Here is a 16,354-nt window from a genome sequence, read left to right as displayed (position 1 = left end):
AGCATCCGCTGAACCCATTTGCAGTTAGATCGAGGAGGGTAAAAAGCGCTTCTCACGCCGGGTGCGACTACATAGCCAAGTTGGCTTGTGGTGGGATGTAGGCCATCCGCGCCGCATACACCGATGCCTGATTTACTTTTGCCCACTCGACTAATCCATGCATGGGTGTCAGAAATGATCTACCCAACACAGTAAGGGTGTAGTCGACCCGCGAGGGAACGACGGGAAACACCGTGCGCAACACCAAGCCGTCTTGCTCGAGTCGACGCAAGGTGCTGGCCAGCATCCTCTTCGAAATGTCGGGAATCAAAGCATTCAAAGAAGAAAACCTGAGCGTGCCGTTTGCCTCCAGCTTGAAAAGTACCAACATGCTCCAGCGGTCACCGATCCGATCGAGAACATCACGTATAGGGCAGCTTGCCGTTGGGATGGGTTCGTTTTGCATCATGCACAGCTCTCTCTTATCCCGATTCTCAAATTCGCTTGATGGTTATCGCGGGGTTACCAAGGCACTTCAAGCTCCCTCCTTGTGGTCGCCCTGCCATTGGTGAAACATATAGAGCCCAGGAGGATTGCATCCCCCGGGGTAGCCAACCTCTTTTCTGGAAATCCTTCCCTTATGCGCATCTTCACATGCCTTCATGCTCTCCTGCTCACCGTGGTTCTTTCGGCGTCCGCATTGGCCCAGACCGCAGTAACGCCCAACCCGGACCACGCTTCATTGCTTGGCAGCGCGGACCCACAGCTTGCCGCAAACAAACGCCTTGTCTATGACTTCTGGAGAGAGGTTTTCGAGGCTGGTCAAGTGTCAGGTGCGGATAAATATGTGGCCGAGTCATACATCCAGCACAACCCCAACGTTCCCGATGGCCGGACGGCCATGGTCGGCTTCATCTCGCGAAGAAATCCTGTGGCGAAACCTGTGGATGCACAGGTCAAGGCACCCCTGGTTTCCATCGTGGCTGAACGGGATATCGTTGTCCTTGGCTTCGTGCGGGAGTATCCAGACCCAAAGGATGGATCCCGTAAGTACACGACCACATGGTTCGACATGTTCCGTATCGAAAACGGCAAAATCGCGGAACACTGGGACTCAGCAATACGGCAATAAGAATGTCAGATTTCAGCGATCCTGAGCATGGCAGCCGTTGGGGAAGTGCTTATGTGGGCGTGTCCTGCGTCTCATGTAGCTCGTGTCTTGTGCAGAGGCGGGGCCGTACTGTGTCCAGCCTGTTCAAGTGACACTTGACCTTCACCACTTCCTGGACCCTCAACTGTCGGACTACCCGTGTCACGCATGCCGCCTTTGCACTGGAGTAAATGGCGTGCGCGCACCGGAACGGATACAAAGCTCGATCGCATGTTCATCATGTTTTCTTTGGATTGGTGCCTCAGCCTTCACAAGGCAGACCGCTGCAGTGCTTCAACTGATACGGCTCTTCGGTTTGACCAGCGCGTTGATCCGCTTGGTCAACCACAGCAGCGCCGCGCGGGCGGGGCCGTGCAATGAAAGCTGATGGCTGCGGTAGAGAAGCCCATGGCTCAACCGTGCGAAGCGGCCCTTGACCGGGCTGATTGCGCGGGCCAGGCGAACGAACGCTACGCAGAAGATGTACCGTGTCGCGCGTTGTTCGCCAGGCGCGCAAGCAGTTGAAGCAGGTTCTTCCGCTGTGCCGCGTCGAAGTCAGCCAGCAGTTCGTGTTGCGCGCGCTCGAGCAAAGGAGCAACGCGCTGTGCAGATTCCGCGCCGCGCTCGGTGAGAAAAACTTCGACCACTCGGCGGTCCGACGGAGACCGCGATCTGCGGCAAAGCCCCTTGCGTTCCAGGCGATCGATGAGTCGGGTCATGCCGGCCGGATCGATCTCGCAGACGCGGGCCAGTTCGATCACCCTCAAGGAGCCGTGCAAGTACAGGCAATGCAGCGGCCGCCATTGCGACCCCGTCGGTCCCTCGATGCCGCGCAGCCGCGCGTTCACGGCAGTGCTGGCGAGTGCAAGGATTCTGCGAATCAGAAGATTCGGGTCTTCTTCGATGTCATAGCCTGAGAGGGCCGAAGAGCGTGCGAACGTCACGGCCGGACTGCCATCACCGCCAGTGACGAGGTGGCATTCGCGATCAGGCGGGAGCGCTCTGCGTCGTAAAGCTTCGCGTGCGCAAAGGCGATCTGCCGCCCGACCCGGTCTACCCCCGCCACCGCAATGAAATGACCTTCGTGGCCAGCACTCTGCATGTTGACCGTCAAGCTGACGGTGGCGCATGTATGGCCAAGCTTCAGTCGCGAAAGTACTGCCATTGCCATGGACAGGTCCAACATGTTCGCCAGCGTGCCTCCGCCCACCACGCCGTTGCCCTGCGTTGCATCGCGTGGCGCGGTGAACCGGATCACGAGTTCATCTTTGCCGCTCTCCACCAGCAGGGCCGACAGGCTGGCCAGCGCGGGATTCACCTCCAGTGGGAGATGTCGGCGCCCGGACGCCACCGCGTCCGCGATGAACGCGCGGGTGGGGTTGTCCTCATGCCGCGGAATGTCGGAAATCTCGTCAGCTTTCACGGTTCAGCCCAGCAGCGTAGTGCGCGCGTAATCGGGCGTGGAGACTTCGTACCCGAGGTCCTCGATGATCCTGGCTGCCTTGGCGACGAGCTCGGCGTTGTCGCGCGCGAGCTTGCCCGGCGACACATACAGGTTGTCCTCGAGTCCGACTCGCACGTGCCCGCCCAGGATCGCGGCAGTCGCGACCATCGGGAATTGGTCAGGGCCGATGCCGAACGCGCTCCAGTGCGAGCTGGTCGGCAGCAGGCGCTGCATTTCGGCCAATACCGTCGGCGTGGCTGGCGCGCCCCAGGGCACCGACATGCACAGCTGGAAATAGGCGCTCTTCGGAATGGCGCCCGTGGCGATCAGGTGACTTGCCAGGCGGGCGTGGCCGAGGTCGAAGACCTCCAGTTCCATCGTCACGCCGCTCGCGTGGATTTTTGCGGCCATTTCCCGTAGGTGGTTCGCGGGGTTGATGAAAACGGCGTCACCGAAACTCATGGTTGCGACGTCGAGGCTGCAGATGTCGGGCTTGAGGCTGACCACGTGCGCGACCCGCTCATGTGGCGTCATGAGTTCGGCATCGGGAATGGGGACGACACGAAACGGCGCGTCGGTCGGCACCGTCAGCATCGTGCCCGGACCGGTTGTGAGATTGATCAGCACATCGCAGCGGGATGCCCGGATGCGCTGCACGACCTCCTCGTAGTAGGAGAACTTCGTGGAGGACTTGCCGGTCTCGGGCTCGCGCACATGGATGTGGACGATGGATGCACCGGCACGCGCGGCATCGATGGCCTGGTCCGCGATCTCCCGAGGCGAGGCGGGCACGGCGGGGTTCTTTGCTCGGGTGTCCCCCGCGCCGGTTAAGGCGCAGGAAATGATGACGGGAGGGCGCTTGCTCATGTGTGGGGCCAAGGCTGGCAATGGGAGTGACAGAACCGGCATGAACGAACAGCATCCTGCCGGGCCATTTACGATACGAGTCGTATCGAGGAAAATATAGGCATGAAAGACAAGCTCGTCAAGGAGGGGTCTTGCTGAATATTCGCTCGTATCCTAGGGAAAGTACCAAAATACAATTTATAAACGATACGTACAGTATCGAAATTATTTCAAACAGGAGCTACCGTGAAACTTGGAAGATTTGTCGTACAAGGACTCGATGGTCCGGTTCAGCGCATCTGCATGGTGTTGCCGGAGGAGTCTCGCGTGATCGACCTGCGTGCGGCGGAGGCATTGCGGCAGCAGTCGCGCGGTGCCAACCGCGATGCTGCGCTGCGATACGCATCTGCGGTGTTTCCCGAAAGCATGTCGGCGGCCATCGCTCTGGGCGAGCAGTTCCTCGAGACGGCGCATGAGGCGGCGACACGCCATGGGGACGATGCATCCAGGCCCTTCGAAGGGCTGAGCTGGGCTGCAGCCTGCGACCCGTCGGTCGTGCGCGACGGCCTCACTTTCGTCAAGCACATCCGGCAGTTCCATGAGCGCATGAAGCTCACGCCTGCACCCGCGCTGCTTCAGGTCCCCGGCTATTTCAAGGGATCCCCTTGGACCGTGATCGGGCATGAAGCCGAAGTGCCTTGGCCGGCACGCGCCGAAAAGATGGATTACGAATTGGAAATCGGCTGGGTCATGGGGCGGACCGCTCACAACATCACGCCCGACACGGCCCGATCGCACCTGTTCGGCGTGACGATCTTCAATGACTTCTCGGCCCGCGACCTGCAGGCCAACGAGTTCGCCATCGGCATGGGACCGACCAAGAGCAAGGACTTCGCCTACGGCATCGGGCCATGGATCACCACGATCGACGAATTCCCGCACCTGGACCGCATCCGCATGGCCGTGCGGGTGAACGGGGAGACCTGGGGCGAGGGCGATACCTCGGAAATGCTGTGGAGTGTCGAGGAGTTGGTTGCCTATGTGTCGCTGGGCGACCATGTGCAGCCGGGCGATGTCATCGGTTCGGGAACGATGGGCAACGGCTCGGCACTCGAGCTCGGCCGCAGCCTCAGTCCGGGCGATGTGGTGGAGCTGGAGGTGTCCGGTGTCGGCGTCCTGCGCAACCGCATGGGCCAGCCTGAGAAGGGCACTTGGTGGCCGACGCCGCGCAAGCCCTTCATGTGAGAAGACTGCTGTGAAGTTCACCCTTGGCACTTTCTCGCACGATGGGGGCGAACGGTTTGCCGCCATGTGCATCGGCGACCGCGTGCTGCCCTTGCACGCGTTGCATGGGCAGGCACTGCGCTGCGGGGCAGCATGGCCCGAGAAGGCGTCGGTGCTCGACCTGCTGCAGGACTGGGATCGCAACCTGGTGGTGCTGCGTGCGCTACGGGAGAGTATCCCCGTCGAACACGATGCCCAGATGCTGATGAGCCGCCTGAGGGTGCATCCCCCTGTGGACTTGCCGCGGCAGCTGATTTGCACCGGCGCCAACTATCGCAAGCATGTGGTCGATCTCACGCTCGACATGGGTGTCGGGCCGGAAGGTCTCGAAGGCCCTGCGCTGCGCAAGTGGGCGGAAGGCATGATGGACGAACGGGCGGCGCACGGCGAGCCGTACGCGTTCCCGAAGTTGCCTTCGGCCGTCACGGGTGCCTTCGATCCGATCCTGCTTCCGGCAACGACCGGCAAGCCCGATTGGGAGCTGGAGCTCGCCGTCATCATCGGACGGCGTGCCAGGAACGTGCGCCGCGAGGATGCGCTCGGCCACGTCGCCGGCTACGCGATCGTGAACGACGTTTCGGCGCGTGACCTTATCGCCCGCACCGACTACAAGATGCTGGGCACCGATTGGCTCAGGTCGAAGTCCGCTCCGAGCTTCATGCCATTCGGCCCGGTGCTGGTGCCCGCATGCTTTGTACCGAACCCGCAGAACCTGCGGATGACCTTGAAGCTGAACGGACAGACCATGCAGGACGAGTCGACTGCGGACATGCTGTTCGACGTGGCGCGGCAGATCGAATATCTCTCCGCGCATATCGAACTCTGGCCGGGTGACCTCATCGCCACCGGATCGCCCGCCGGGAACGGTACCCACTACAACCGGTTTCTTCAGGACGGTGACGTGCTCGACTCGGAAATCGAAGGGCTTGGCAGCCAGCGCAATGTGTGCGTGCGGTCGCAGGCGCCGAAGCCCGCCTGATCGCGCACTGCGAATGCGAAACCACTTATCCATCGCCACCAGAAAGGACCCTCGGCGTGAACATTGAAGCAACGATCGAGAAACAACACGCGAAGACTCCGGCGAACGCGCGGCCGGTGCGGCGCATCGTCACCGGCGAGAACGCGCAGGGCAAATCCGTCTTCGTGTCCGACGGACCGACGCCGAACCACACGACCGACCCGGGCACACCGCTCGCGCGGGTGGTGTGGGCGACGGGCGAAGCCGCGGTGCCCGGGGCCGATCCGGCGCCTGCCGGCCAAGCCTTCGGTTTTCATTCCAAAGGCGGTTCGCTCCTGCGGGTGGTGGATTTTCCGCCGGACGAAACCTACGAGACTGCGAAGCTGGCACGTTTTCTCGACGAGCACGGCGTGCGGGACACCGGCGATGCCCGTCACTTCTGGTTCCACAAGACGCAGTCTCTTGACTATGCGATCGTGCTGGACGGCGAGATCCATGCGCTGATGGATGAGGGCGAGACGCTCATGCGCGCCGGCGACATCCTGATCCAGAGGGCCACCAACCACAGCTGGGCGAATCGCTCCGGCAAGACATGCCGCATGGCCTTCGTGCTGCTGGACCTGGAGCCGGGTGCCAAGGTGTGATTGCGTGTCCCGGATAATGGGCTCGTCGCAGTAGCCATCGAGAATTCCTTGCCGACCAAAACCCCTTCTCCAACGACCACGGCCAAGGCGCGCGGCCGTTCCGCTGCCTCCTCGGCAGCGAAGCTCGCCGCCGCTCCGGGGCCGGCTGCTTCGCGCACGCGCTCGCCGGGTCGCGCACGCAGCGATGCATCGCGCATGGCCATTCTCGATGCCACGCTGAAGCTGCTGGAAACAACGCCAGTGCCCCAGATCTCGATCGAGTCGATCGCGCGCGAGGCGGGTGTGGGCAAGGCCACCATCTACCGTTGGTGGAACTCGAAGGCCGCGGTGGTCATCGAGGCATTCCTGCACACCCATCTGTCCCACACGCCGATGCCGAAGGACATCAGCCCGCGCGATGCGCTCATGCGGCATATCCACCTGCTGGTCGAGGAGTACAGCGGCTGGTCGGGGCGCATCGTCTCGCAGATCATGGCCGAGGGCCAGAGCGACCCGGACGTGCTGCGCGAGTTCCGCGAACGCTTCTGGTACGGGCGGCGTGCGGTCGTGCGAGAGGTGGTCGAGGACGCGCGCCGCAAGGGCGAGTTCCGCAACGACGTGGAAACGGAACTGCAGATGGACATCCTGTATGCGCCGATCTACTTCCGTCTCCTCATGCGTCACCTGCCGCTGGACAAGAAGTTCGCGGACGAACACTGCGCCACGATCATGCAGATGCTGGCGCCCATCGAGAATCAGGCTGCTGCGGCGTCGCCCAAGCGGCGCAAGATCGCCCGAGCCGCCCGGGCCGCCTGAGCGCGGGACAGTTTCAGCCGCCGGGCAAGGCGGAAGTGTCGACCAGTTGCTCGTACGTGATGTCGGCACCGGGCAGGCCGCAACGGCGGCGCAGCGCGGCAAGGAGCTCGATCCCCGCGCGAGCCGGCCACAGCGAGTCCGGTGTCGCATGCAGCATCGCATCCACCACCGAAGCGGAGAAACCGGCCGGTGCCAATGCCTGGCGCGCGGCCTCCGGTTCACCTGCCATGCGCTGGCGTGCCTTTTCGAGGCCGTGCAACCAGGCGGAAAGAGCAGGGCGCAGCCGCCCCAGTGCGCCCGCCCTTACCACCAGGCCCTGCCCTGGAAAGGCGGGATAGCATTCCTGGACGGTTGCAATGCGGCTCAGGCCTGACGCGAGTGCCATGGCGTCGAAGGGCGGTCCCAGCAAGGTTGCATCGCCGCGCCCAGAGACGATGGCGTGGTGCCTTTCCTGCACGCCGCCCACCGATTCCAGCACGTAGGCCTCCGGGCCGATGCCTTCGTCCGCGAGCATGGCGCGCAAGGCCACGACGAAACCGTTGCCAGGTGCGTCGACCAGCAGTGTTGCGCCGCGCAGGTCGCCGAGCACAGCGCGCCCTCTCTGCCCGACCACGGTCAACGGGGTTGTGCGTTCGAGCTGCGCGACCACGCAGAAATCCCGCGGGCCTGGGCGCCGGTTCCAGTCCATCACGTTGTCGATGGCCGTGACCACGGCATCCGTGCGATCGGACACGAGCGCTTCGAATTGGGCGTCGGATGAGGGGTTGCGCTCGGCCAGCAGGGTCAGTCCTGCCATGAGGTCCAACGCGTCGGCGACCAGGGCGACAGGCGAGGGAACGAACCAGAGAAGCCGCAGGATGTGAGACATGGGACTCGGGGCTATGGAGTGAAAGGAAAAATCAGAGCGACGCTATGCATGGTCGGGAGGGCTGCGGTGCAGAGCGACGGGCTGGCCTACGCCGACCGCGGTTGAGCTCTCGGCGGCCTCCAGTTCCAGGCGCCGGGAGACCGCCCTGCGGAACCGGGAAAGCGCAGCATCCATCGCGAACGGTGCCATCTTGAAATCGGGGTCCAGCGCGAGGTTCTTCTGCTGCGCCGTGATGATCGCCCTGTCTTCCTCGAATGCGGCGACGATGTTCTGGTGAATCGACCTCGTCACTTCCGGCTTGTCGATTGAGAAGTTGTGTGGATGCGCAAAGAAGTAGTGCGTGGAGTTTTCCGTTTCAGGCGTGATCGCCTGGCAGCCCCTGAATTCCACGGCGTCGATGCGGTGCCCCTCCGGCGCGCCCGTACCGGCCGGCGCATTGCCCGAGTCCATGATCAGGATCGCGGGGATCGTGAAGTTGTAGATGTTCCAGCGGTCCACCTTGCCGCTCCAGTCCTTCACCGCCTTCACGAAAGGAGGCGGCTCCGTATCGAGGACCCACCGTGTGATGCGCACGCCGTCGTCCAGCCGTTCGACCTGGGGCGGATGCTCTGCGTAGTCGGCGCCGCCCCCGAGGGTGGCGGGGTGCACGAAGGGCAGGTGAGAAAAATCCAGCAGGTTGTCGCAGATCAGGAGGTAGTGGACGTCGTAGTGGATGTAGCCGTCCAGGCTGCGCCAGTCCGGATGGTCAAGCCACGGCGTTGGCGGGATCAATGCGGGATCCGCCTTGGCGGGGTCACCCATCCAGATCCAGACCCAGCGATGCTGCTGGACCACGGGGAAGGTGCGAACCTTCGCCTGCGGCGGAATCCGGGGCTGCGCCGGCGCCTCGATGCATTGGCCGGCCGCGTCGAACTTGAGGCCGTGGTAACCGCAGCGCACGCAATCGCCCTCGCGCCTGCCGACGGAGAGCGGCGCGCCGCGATGGCAACAACGGTCTTCCATGGCGGTCAGCCTGTCGTCCGATGTGCGGTACATGAGGATCGGCGTGCCGATGATCGTGCGCGAAAAGAGGCCGTCGCGCGTGACCTCGTTGTCCCAGGCGGCGACGTACCAGGTGTTCTTGATGAACATGCTTTTTCTTTCGTCAGGTCAGTTCGAGTTTGATTCCGGAGCGCCGCACCACCGGAATCCATTTCGTCCGCTCGGCGCGGATGTAGGCGGAAAACTCCGCCGGGGTGCTCCCGACGGGGTCGCCGCCGTATTCGTGGTACCTCTGGATGACTTCCGGCTTGCGTGCCAGCGTGGCGCAGGCGGCTGCCAGCTTGTCCAGCACTGCCTTGGGCGTGCCTGCGGGCGCAAGAAGGCCGAACCATGTCGATGCGTCGAAGTCCCCGATGCCCAGCTCCTCGAAGGTCGGCACGCTCGGGAGCAGCGGATGGCGGCCCTTGCCCGTGACGGCCAGCGCCTTCAGTTTCCCCGCCCGGATATTGCTCATGGACGCCGCGAGCGCGTCGAACATCACTTGGGTTTCGCCCGCAAGCAGCGCTGCATAGGGACTGGTCGTGTTGTACGGGACGAACTGGTAGCTGGTTCCCGTGATCGCGCCAAACCACTCGCCCAGCAGGTGCTGGAAGGTGCCGATGCCGAGCGTCCCCGCCGGGATGGTTCCGGGCCTGCCCTTGGCCAGCGTCACGAGTTCGGATGCCGTCGATGCGGGCAGGCCCGGATGGGCGACGAGTACGCTGCGCAAGCTGGTGAGCTGGCTGATGGCGTCGAAGTCGGTGGGCTTGTACGGGAGCTTCGTATACAGCTCGGACATGTAGCACAGCGAGCTCGGGATGCCGATGAGCAAGGTGTAGCCATCGGGCGGCGCCTTGGCGGCCAGCGAGGTGCCGATGGTCGTCGCCCCTCCGGGGCGGTTGTCGATGAGCACGGACTGCCCGAGCAGGGCCGTGAGTCCCGCAGCCCAGAAGCGCGAATCGGCGTCGAGGCCTGACCCGGGCGGGTTCGCCACGATGATGCGCACCGGCTTATCGGGGTAGGCCTGCGCCAGCGCCTTGCCGGCAAGCGTGGTCATCAGCATTCCAGCACAGGTGCCCAGCGCCTGTCGTCTCGAGATCGTCATGGTCGTCTCCGCAGCTCGGGCGCAGGAAGGAAATGCAAATGCACGGCGCCCGCAAGTGCCTACTCTAATTCAATACGAGTCGTATTGAAAATATCGGGAAACCCCGTAGATGCCTCTGCAGACGGAGTGCCGGTGACAGACATCTGTCGCGTCGCCGAAAGGGCTGGGAAAACTACCTCTTCCATAAGGAAATCGACAATTCTGAATGATGGTTTTGCCATCGGCGCGGCGGCCGATGTGCATCCTGATTCAAGGGTTTGTCCTTAATTTATAACGATACGGTCCGTATAGTATTGAGGCAGTTCCAGTACATAAGACAGAGACAAGCAAAGAAGCATGGCGAGATGGCAGCTGTCCTGCGGACCCTCGGGCCGCAGGAATCAGCGGAGCCGATTCGCCCATCGCTTCGCGAGCATCGGTGCTTGGCTTTCGAGTGCTGGCCATGGAGCCTTCTCACTCTCGAAAGGAAAAGAGGATGAACATCCTGGGCCCTGATTCCCTGGTCTTCGGCGTCGACGATCTCGATGCTTGCATTCAGTTCTTCACCGACTACGGCCTCACGCCGGTCGGCGTCGACGAAACCGGCGGGCGCTTCGAAGCGGTCGACGGCACCTCCATCGTCGTCGCGCACCGCGACGATTCCTCGCTGCCTCCCCCGATGGACACGGGCACGATGCTGCGAAAAACGATCTACGGCGTCGCAGACCGTGCGACGCTGGAAGCCATCGCCGACGAACTGGGCCGCGACCGCGAGGTGAAGCGTCTGGCCGATGGCTCCATCGAGGCGTCCGACGACATGGGCTTCGTGCTGGGTTTCCAGATCTCGGTGCGGCGAGAGATCGAGGTGGCGGGCGAAGCCGTGAATTCACCGGGCGCCAGGCCGGGCCGGGCGCCCAACATCGTCGGGGCGAGTGCCAGCGCGGAGTTCCTTCCATTGACGCTTTCGCACGTCGTGTACTTCGTGCCCGACCAGGCCAAGGCTTCCCGGTTCTACGAGGATCGGCTTGGCTTTCGTTGCACCGACCGCTTCACCGATGCGGGCACTTTCCTGCGGCCCGCGGGCACGCTGGATCACCACACGCTGTTTCTGATCCAGACCCCGGCCTTCATGAAGGGCGTGGAGCACTTCACCTTCCACCTCTCGGGCCCGACAGCCGTGCTTCAGCGCGGCACCGAGTTCGCTGCCAAGGGCTACCAGACCTACTGGGGGCCCGGGCGGCACAAGTTCGGCTCCAACTGGTTCTGGTACTTCAACAGCCCTGTGGGCTGCCATGTGGAGTACGACGCTGACATGGACCTGCACGACGACAACTGGGTTGCGCGCGAAGCGCCGATGCAGGTCGACGAATCGCAGATCTTTCTTTTCCAGCACCGCGAGAAGTGGGCACCGGGCGGCCCACCGCCGGGCGGCGAGACGCATTGAAAGCCCGGCATGCGAACGTACCTGTGCAGGCTCGACGAGCTTCCTGACGGAGCGGCACGCGGGTTCGGTTCTGCAGGCGTATCGCGAAGAGCGATGTTCGTGGTCCGGCACGGCGATCGGGTGAGGGGATGGCTCGATTCCTGCCCCCATGTCGACGGCGCTCCGCTGGCTTGGCGCAAGGATGCTTACCTCAACGCAGACGGGAATTCGATCGTTTGCTATGGGCACGGCGCGGTGTTCGACATCGAAACCGGTGTCTGCACCCAAGGGCCATGCGTCGGGCAGGCGCTCACGCCTGTGGCGCTGGAATGCGATGAACAGGCGTTGTGGATCACTTCACCGCACGCCGCCGAATGACAACTTTTCCGAGGGCTTCAAGATGAATGCGACAGTTGGCTTGCGGGCACGGATTGCCCTGATGAGCGCGCATTGCGCGGGGATGATCGACATCGTTGCGCTGCCCGTGTGGGTCGGAACGCTGATTGCACGGTTCGGATTCGACCCGCAGCAGGCGGGGGCGCTGGCCACCTTGTTCCTGGCGGGCGCCGTCACGGCGAGCTTGAGCGTGGCATCCCGTTTCAACCGCTTGCGCGGTCGCTGGATGGTTCCTGCCGCCTACGCCGTCTCGGCAGCTGCGTTTCTGGTTTGCATGCGCACCAGCGAGTTCGAAACGCTTGCCGTCCTGCACCTGCTGGCCGGCATGGCGACCGGGTTCGGTTTGAGCATCACGCACGGCACTGTTGCGCTCACCAGCAATCCGCACCGGCTGTTCGGCTTCATGCAGGTCGCGGTCGGCGTACTCGGCATTGCCTACATGGCGGCCGCGCCGCAGATCATTGCCCAGGTCGGCGGGGCAGGGCTCTTTGCCATCTTTGGCGGGATCATGATCGCAGCGAGCGTCATCACTGCTCTGGCGTTTCCGAAAACACAACCGGTGCAGACAGAGGTTGCGGCACACGGTGTGCGATCGGCCCGGCTGCCCAGGGCCGCATGGTGCGCGATGGTGGGCATCAGCCTCATGAACGTGACGCAAGCCATGGTGTTTTCGTTCATGGAGCGCATGGGTGCCGACCGCGGGTTCACGCCGTCTGATCTGCATGTGGTGCTGATCGCGGTCGGCATCGTCAACCTGATCCCAGGCGCAGTCGCCGCATTTCTGCAGCACCGGCTGGATGCCCGCAATGTCGTGCTTGCAGGCGCGACGGCACAGGCCCTCCTTGCGGTGGTGCTGGTTTCAAGCACAGCGTTCCCTGCCTACGCGACGAGCGGTGCCTTCTTCGTCTCGGCGGTGATCTTCACGCACATCTTCACGTTCGGGGCACTGGCGAAGCTGGATCCGTCCGGGAGGGCTGTTTCCGCGACGCCTGCGATGCTGATGATCGGTTCCGCCATCGGCCCGATTCTGGGCGGCACCCTGGTGAAGTTCTTCGGCTACGGGGCCATCGGCTGGGCCGCGGTTGCGATCGACGCCGTGGCCTTCTGCTTCTATCTGCAATTGCGAAACCACACCGCGCCGCCCGATGCGCCGGTGGTAAAGATTCATCCACAAACATGACGAAACAGGAGACAAAGCCATGAACAAGACCAAGCGGGTACTCGTGGTCGGAAGCGGCATCGGCGGTGCCACGGCAGCCTGTGCGCTGGCCAAGGCCGGCGTGGAGACGCATTGCATCGACATCCAGCCGGCGAGGTCCACGCTCGGCTCGGGCATCTGCCTGCTTCACAACACCATGCGTGCTCTTGCGGAGATCGGCCTGGCCGAGCCCTGTCTCGAGAGCGGCCTGCGCTTTGAAGTGTTCAAGCAATACGACGCCGCCGGGCACTTGCTCATGTCGAACCCGACACCGCCCGGCATCGGCATCCGTCGCCCGGAGCTTGCCCGGATCCTCGAGACTTCGGCCAGCGAGGCGGGTGCGAAGATGGAGCGCGGCCTCACCACCAAGCGCGTGACCGACCGGGGAGACTGCGTGGAGGTCGAGTTTTCCGACGGGCACGAGGCGGCCTACGATCTCGTGGTTGCGGCAGACGGTGCCTACTCGAAGCTGCGGGAACAGTTCTTCGGTGCCGAGCATCGCGTGTGGTTCGCCGGCCAGAGTGCCTGGCGCTTCAATGCGCCGCGCCCGCCCGAGGTCGATGGCTTCTGCCTCTATCGCTCGCCCGATGGCAGGCGTGCCGTCGGTGCACTGCCGACGTCCAAGGAGATGTGCTACTTGTTCTTTCTGGAGAACAGTGCCCAGCACATGCGTTGGCCGGACGACCAGCTGGATGTCCTGGTGCGCGAGCGGCTGGCCGGCTTCACCGCTCCTGTGATCCAGGATGCGCTGGCGCTGGTCACGAGCCCCCAGCAGGTCCTGGTACGCCCCTTCGACGTGACGTTAGTACCCGCCCCGTGGCATCGCGGCCGCATCGTGCTCGTGGGAGATTCCGCGCATTCGCCGACCCCCCAGATGACGTCCGGCGGCGGCATGGCCATCGAGGACGCCGTGGTCCTTGCACAGTGCATGCGGGCCGAGGCGGATGTCGAAGAGGCTTTGGCAGCCTACTCGAAGCGTCGGTTCGAGCGCGTGTCGACCGTGTGGAATGCTTCGCTGCAGCTGTGCAGGTCCGAGCAACAGCCTGTCCTGGAGCCGCAAAAGTCGGCCGCGCTCATGCTGCAGACCTACCAGTACCTCGGCCAGCCCATGTAGATGCAGTTGCTCATCGACAGGGAAGGGCGGCGAAAATCACGGGCATGAAGTCCATTGTCGACGCGGCCTGGCACCACTTCGTCAAAGTGGCGGAGCTGGGGTCGGTGTCGCGCGCGGCCTTGGCGGCGGATGTTCCGCAGTCGGTTGTTAGCCGGTGCATCGCCCAACTCGAGCGCGACGCCGGCACACGCCTGTTTCGCCGCACAGGACGCGGTGTCGTCCTGACCGAGCTGGGCGAGCAACTCTATCCGCGCATCAAGCGCCTGATCGCCGAGTCGGAGAGCTTTGCCGACGACCTCCGCGCGAGCCGCGGAGTGCCGGTCGGCGATGTGCGCCTCGGACTTCTGCCCTCGACCGTGCCCGCACTTGCCGGCCCCCTGTACCAGCGGATCCTCGAGCAGTTCCCCCAGGTGCGACTGCATCTGACGGAAGGCTCGAGTTCGCAGTTGCAGGAAATGCTGGATCAGGGGCGGCTGGACCTGTCCTTGCTGCTGCGCGACGGCGGCGAAGCGAGCGCCGACGAGCCCGTGTTGATGGAGGGGCCCCTGTGCCTCGTCGCCGCCAGTAGTGATCCGCTTGCAGGTCGCTCCGACATCCGCTTCGAGGAGGTCACCCGCTTGCCGCTGGTGCTGCCGGGCGATCCTCACCCGCTGCGCGAACGGTTGGTGTTGCTCGCGCGCAAGAGGGGCCTATCGCTGCGGGTGGTCGCTGAGGCGAACTCGATCCGGCTGCAGCATGAAGCTGCGGCCTCCGCCGCGGGCTATGCCATCACCGCCCTGTCCATTGCGCCGCACGATCGGCACCGGCTGGTGGCGCTGAAGATCGTCGAGCCGGTGCTGTCGCGTGCCATCGTGCTCGCCGTTGCCCGTCACCGGCCGCACACGCTCGCGACGCGGGAAGTCCATGCACTCCTGCTTTCGATAGCACCCGGGATCCTCTCGGAAGAAAGCCGCACAGCCTCAGGTTTCGCTTGAGCGCATAGCTGCTATCGCGTGCGCACTCTCGCTCGTTGCGCACGGCAAACCTAAAGTCGTTGGCATGCGGTGCCGTACCTCGACGAGGGCGGCTTTCATTCCACCACCAGCGAATCGAGACAACATGCTTCCCTACAAGCGCGCAGACGCCCGGGCCTGGGCCCGTGACCACCTGATCGGCTGCTCTTCCGTGACCATTCCAAGTTACTCGGCCGATCTGAAGAAATTGAATGAGCGCGGTATACGCCACGACGTGGCGTTGTCCAAGGAACTCGGGTTCAAGCACACGCTGCTGTGCGCCGAAGTTGCCATCACGCCGGAAGAGAACGCACAGTTCACCGCCTGGGCGGCAGAGACCGCGGGTCCGGGATTCGGCCTGTTCTTCCATGCGGCCTTCAACACGCTGGCCGAGAACATCCAGGCGGTCAAACTGGCTGAGGCCGCCGGCGCCACCATGGTGTTGCTGTCCTATCCCGCGCAGTTCTGGCCCACGACGGAACAGGAAGTCTTCGACTACACCAAGGAACTGTGCGACGCCACGAACCTGGCGGTGATGCTGTTTCCTCTGCCCGCCTGGGGCTTCGAGCGCATCCATCCTGCAGGCATGTCGGTCGCATTTGTACGCAGCCTCCTGAAGGCATGTCCGAACATCGTGGCGATCAAGTCGGAGCAGGGTTTTCCGCTGCCCGCTGGCGTGTGCGAGATGTACCACCACTTCCGCGACGAGGTCGTCATCAGCTGTCCCATCGAAGGCGACGCCATCCCGCTCATGAGCGTGATGAAGATGCAGTTCTCGGGCACCAGCAACACGCAGTGGATGGGTGACTACTATCCGCGCGCCTTCGAACTTGCTCGTACCGGCAAGTGGGAGGAGGCGATGGAGCTGTACTGGAAGGTCAACCCGGCACGCGGTGCCAATGGAGCCGCCACCCAGGCCTACATCGGCGGCACCTCGGTCCTGAACCGGACCATGTGGAAGTACCAGGACTGGCTCGCCGGTTTCAACGGTGGCCCGCTGCGCGCGCCGGCCATGCGTATTCCCGACCGGTTCTTGAAGGTGCTTCGCCAGGGCTTGATCGCTTCCGGGCTTCCGGTGACAGCCGACCCCGACAGCGAGTTCATGGTCGGTCGGCATCCCTGCTGAAGCCAGTTGCCGGACAGTCATCGCCTCCAAAGA

At 63.6% G+C, this 16,354-nt stretch carries 18 protein-coding genes; 11 read left to right on the top strand and 7 right to left on the bottom strand.

Features of this window, described 5'->3' with window-relative positions:
- Positions 1–67 precede the first annotated feature (67 nt).
- The gene (locus ACN9MV_RS31245; RefSeq protein ID WP_426390774.1) at positions 68–448 is read right to left on the bottom strand and encodes a winged helix-turn-helix transcriptional regulator; all 381 of its coding nucleotides are present in this window, start codon (positions 446–448) and stop codon (positions 68–70) included.
- 171 nt (positions 449–619) lie between these two features.
- On the opposite strand from ACN9MV_RS31245, the gene ACN9MV_RS31240 reads away from it, so the two are divergent.
- Positions 620–1,111, top strand: coding sequence for a nuclear transport factor 2 family protein (locus ACN9MV_RS31240; RefSeq protein WP_426390773.1), 492 nt, complete (start codon positions 620–622; stop codon positions 1,109–1,111).
- Positions 1,112–1,599: 488 nt separating this feature from the next.
- Here the strand turns inward: ACN9MV_RS31240 and ACN9MV_RS31235 are convergent, their stop codons facing one another.
- From ACN9MV_RS31235 to ACN9MV_RS31225, 3 genes are read right to left on the bottom strand one after another with little or no spacing between them, the layout of a single operon-like run.
- Positions 1,600–2,073, bottom strand: a complete 474-nt coding sequence (locus tag ACN9MV_RS31235) for a MarR family winged helix-turn-helix transcriptional regulator (protein WP_426390772.1) — start codon at positions 2,071–2,073, stop codon at positions 1,600–1,602.
- Positions 2,070–2,552 carry a PaaI family thioesterase gene (locus ACN9MV_RS31230; RefSeq protein ID WP_426390771.1) on the bottom strand — a complete coding sequence of 161 codons (483 nt, stop codon included), beginning with the start codon at positions 2,550–2,552 and terminating at the stop codon, positions 2,070–2,072. Before ACN9MV_RS31230 ends, ACN9MV_RS31235 begins: the two co-directional genes overlap by 4 nt.
- Positions 2,553–2,555: 3 nt before the next feature.
- Positions 2,556–3,365 (bottom strand): 3-keto-5-aminohexanoate cleavage protein, encoded by an 810-nt coding sequence (locus ACN9MV_RS31225; protein WP_426390770.1) that lies wholly within the window; start codon positions 3,363–3,365, stop codon positions 2,556–2,558.
- 381 nt (positions 3,366–3,746) lie between these two features.
- On the opposite strand from ACN9MV_RS31225, the gene ACN9MV_RS31220 reads away from it, so the two are divergent.
- Genes ACN9MV_RS31220 through ACN9MV_RS31205 form a run of 4 tightly spaced genes read left to right on the top strand, consistent with a single transcriptional unit; the run spans position 3,747 to position 7,100 of the window.
- Positions 3,747–4,664 (top strand): fumarylacetoacetate hydrolase family protein, encoded by a 918-nt coding sequence (locus ACN9MV_RS31220; protein WP_426390769.1) that lies wholly within the window; start codon positions 3,747–3,749, stop codon positions 4,662–4,664.
- A gap of 10 nt (positions 4,665–4,674) precedes the next feature.
- On the top strand, positions 4,675–5,682 hold the full coding sequence (locus ACN9MV_RS31215; RefSeq protein WP_426390768.1) for a fumarylacetoacetate hydrolase family protein: 1,008 nt from the start codon (positions 4,675–4,677) through the stop codon (positions 5,680–5,682).
- Between the two features lie 56 nt (positions 5,683–5,738).
- Entirely contained in the window at positions 5,739–6,305 is a 567-nt protein-coding gene (locus ACN9MV_RS31210; protein ID WP_426390767.1) for a cupin domain-containing protein, read from the top strand.
- 48 nt (positions 6,306–6,353) lie between these two features.
- Complete coding sequence (locus tag ACN9MV_RS31205) at positions 6,354–7,100, top strand: TetR/AcrR family transcriptional regulator (RefSeq protein ID WP_426390766.1); 747 nt, start codon at positions 6,354–6,356, stop codon at positions 7,098–7,100.
- A 13-nt stretch (positions 7,101–7,113) separates the two neighbouring features.
- Here ACN9MV_RS31205 and ACN9MV_RS31200 read toward each other — a convergent pair whose 3' ends face one another.
- From ACN9MV_RS31200 to ACN9MV_RS31190, 3 genes are all read right to left on the bottom strand, one after another.
- Entirely contained in the window at positions 7,114–7,896 is a 783-nt protein-coding gene (locus ACN9MV_RS31200) for an ABC transporter substrate-binding protein (RefSeq protein ID WP_426390765.1), read from the bottom strand.
- A 114-nt stretch (positions 7,897–8,010) separates the two neighbouring features.
- Positions 8,011–9,099, bottom strand: a complete 1,089-nt coding sequence (locus ACN9MV_RS31195; protein ID WP_426390764.1) for a Rieske 2Fe-2S domain-containing protein — start codon at positions 9,097–9,099, stop codon at positions 8,011–8,013.
- A gap of 13 nt (positions 9,100–9,112) precedes the next feature.
- Positions 9,113–10,093: a Bug family tripartite tricarboxylate transporter substrate binding protein gene (locus ACN9MV_RS31190; RefSeq protein ID WP_426390763.1), complete on the bottom strand. Its 981-nt coding sequence runs from the start codon at positions 10,091–10,093 to the stop codon at positions 9,113–9,115.
- 475 nt (positions 10,094–10,568) lie between these two features.
- Between ACN9MV_RS31190 and ACN9MV_RS31185 the strand changes: the two genes are divergently transcribed.
- The 6 genes from ACN9MV_RS31185 (at position 10,569) to ACN9MV_RS31160 (ending at position 16,321) form a co-directional block, all read left to right on the top strand.
- Positions 10,569–11,516, top strand: a complete 948-nt coding sequence (locus ACN9MV_RS31185; RefSeq protein WP_426390762.1) for a VOC family protein — start codon at positions 10,569–10,571, stop codon at positions 11,514–11,516.
- Between the two features lie 9 nt (positions 11,517–11,525).
- Positions 11,526–11,873: a Rieske (2Fe-2S) protein gene (locus tag ACN9MV_RS31180; RefSeq protein WP_426390761.1), complete on the top strand. Its 348-nt coding sequence runs from the start codon at positions 11,526–11,528 to the stop codon at positions 11,871–11,873.
- 22 nt (positions 11,874–11,895) lie between these two features.
- Positions 11,896–13,071, top strand: a complete 1,176-nt coding sequence (locus ACN9MV_RS31175; RefSeq protein WP_426390760.1) for an MFS transporter — start codon at positions 11,896–11,898, stop codon at positions 13,069–13,071.
- 19 nt (positions 13,072–13,090) lie between these two features.
- Positions 13,091–14,203 (top strand): FAD-dependent monooxygenase, encoded by a 1,113-nt coding sequence (locus ACN9MV_RS31170; RefSeq protein WP_426390759.1) that lies wholly within the window; start codon positions 13,091–13,093, stop codon positions 14,201–14,203.
- Between the two features lie 44 nt (positions 14,204–14,247).
- On the top strand, positions 14,248–15,177 hold the full coding sequence (locus ACN9MV_RS31165; RefSeq protein WP_426390758.1) for a LysR family transcriptional regulator: 930 nt from the start codon (positions 14,248–14,250) through the stop codon (positions 15,175–15,177).
- 124 nt (positions 15,178–15,301) lie between these two features.
- Positions 15,302–16,321: a dihydrodipicolinate synthase family protein gene (locus tag ACN9MV_RS31160; protein ID WP_426390757.1), complete on the top strand. Its 1,020-nt coding sequence runs from the start codon at positions 15,302–15,304 to the stop codon at positions 16,319–16,321.
- The last annotated feature ends 33 nt before the right edge of the window (positions 16,322–16,354 follow it).

Source organism: Variovorax sp. R-27 (assembly GCF_049913215.1).
In the GTDB taxonomy this organism is placed as follows: domain Bacteria; phylum Pseudomonadota; class Gammaproteobacteria; order Burkholderiales; family Burkholderiaceae_C; genus Variovorax.
This window is presented reverse-complemented; position numbering and strand designations above follow the sequence as displayed.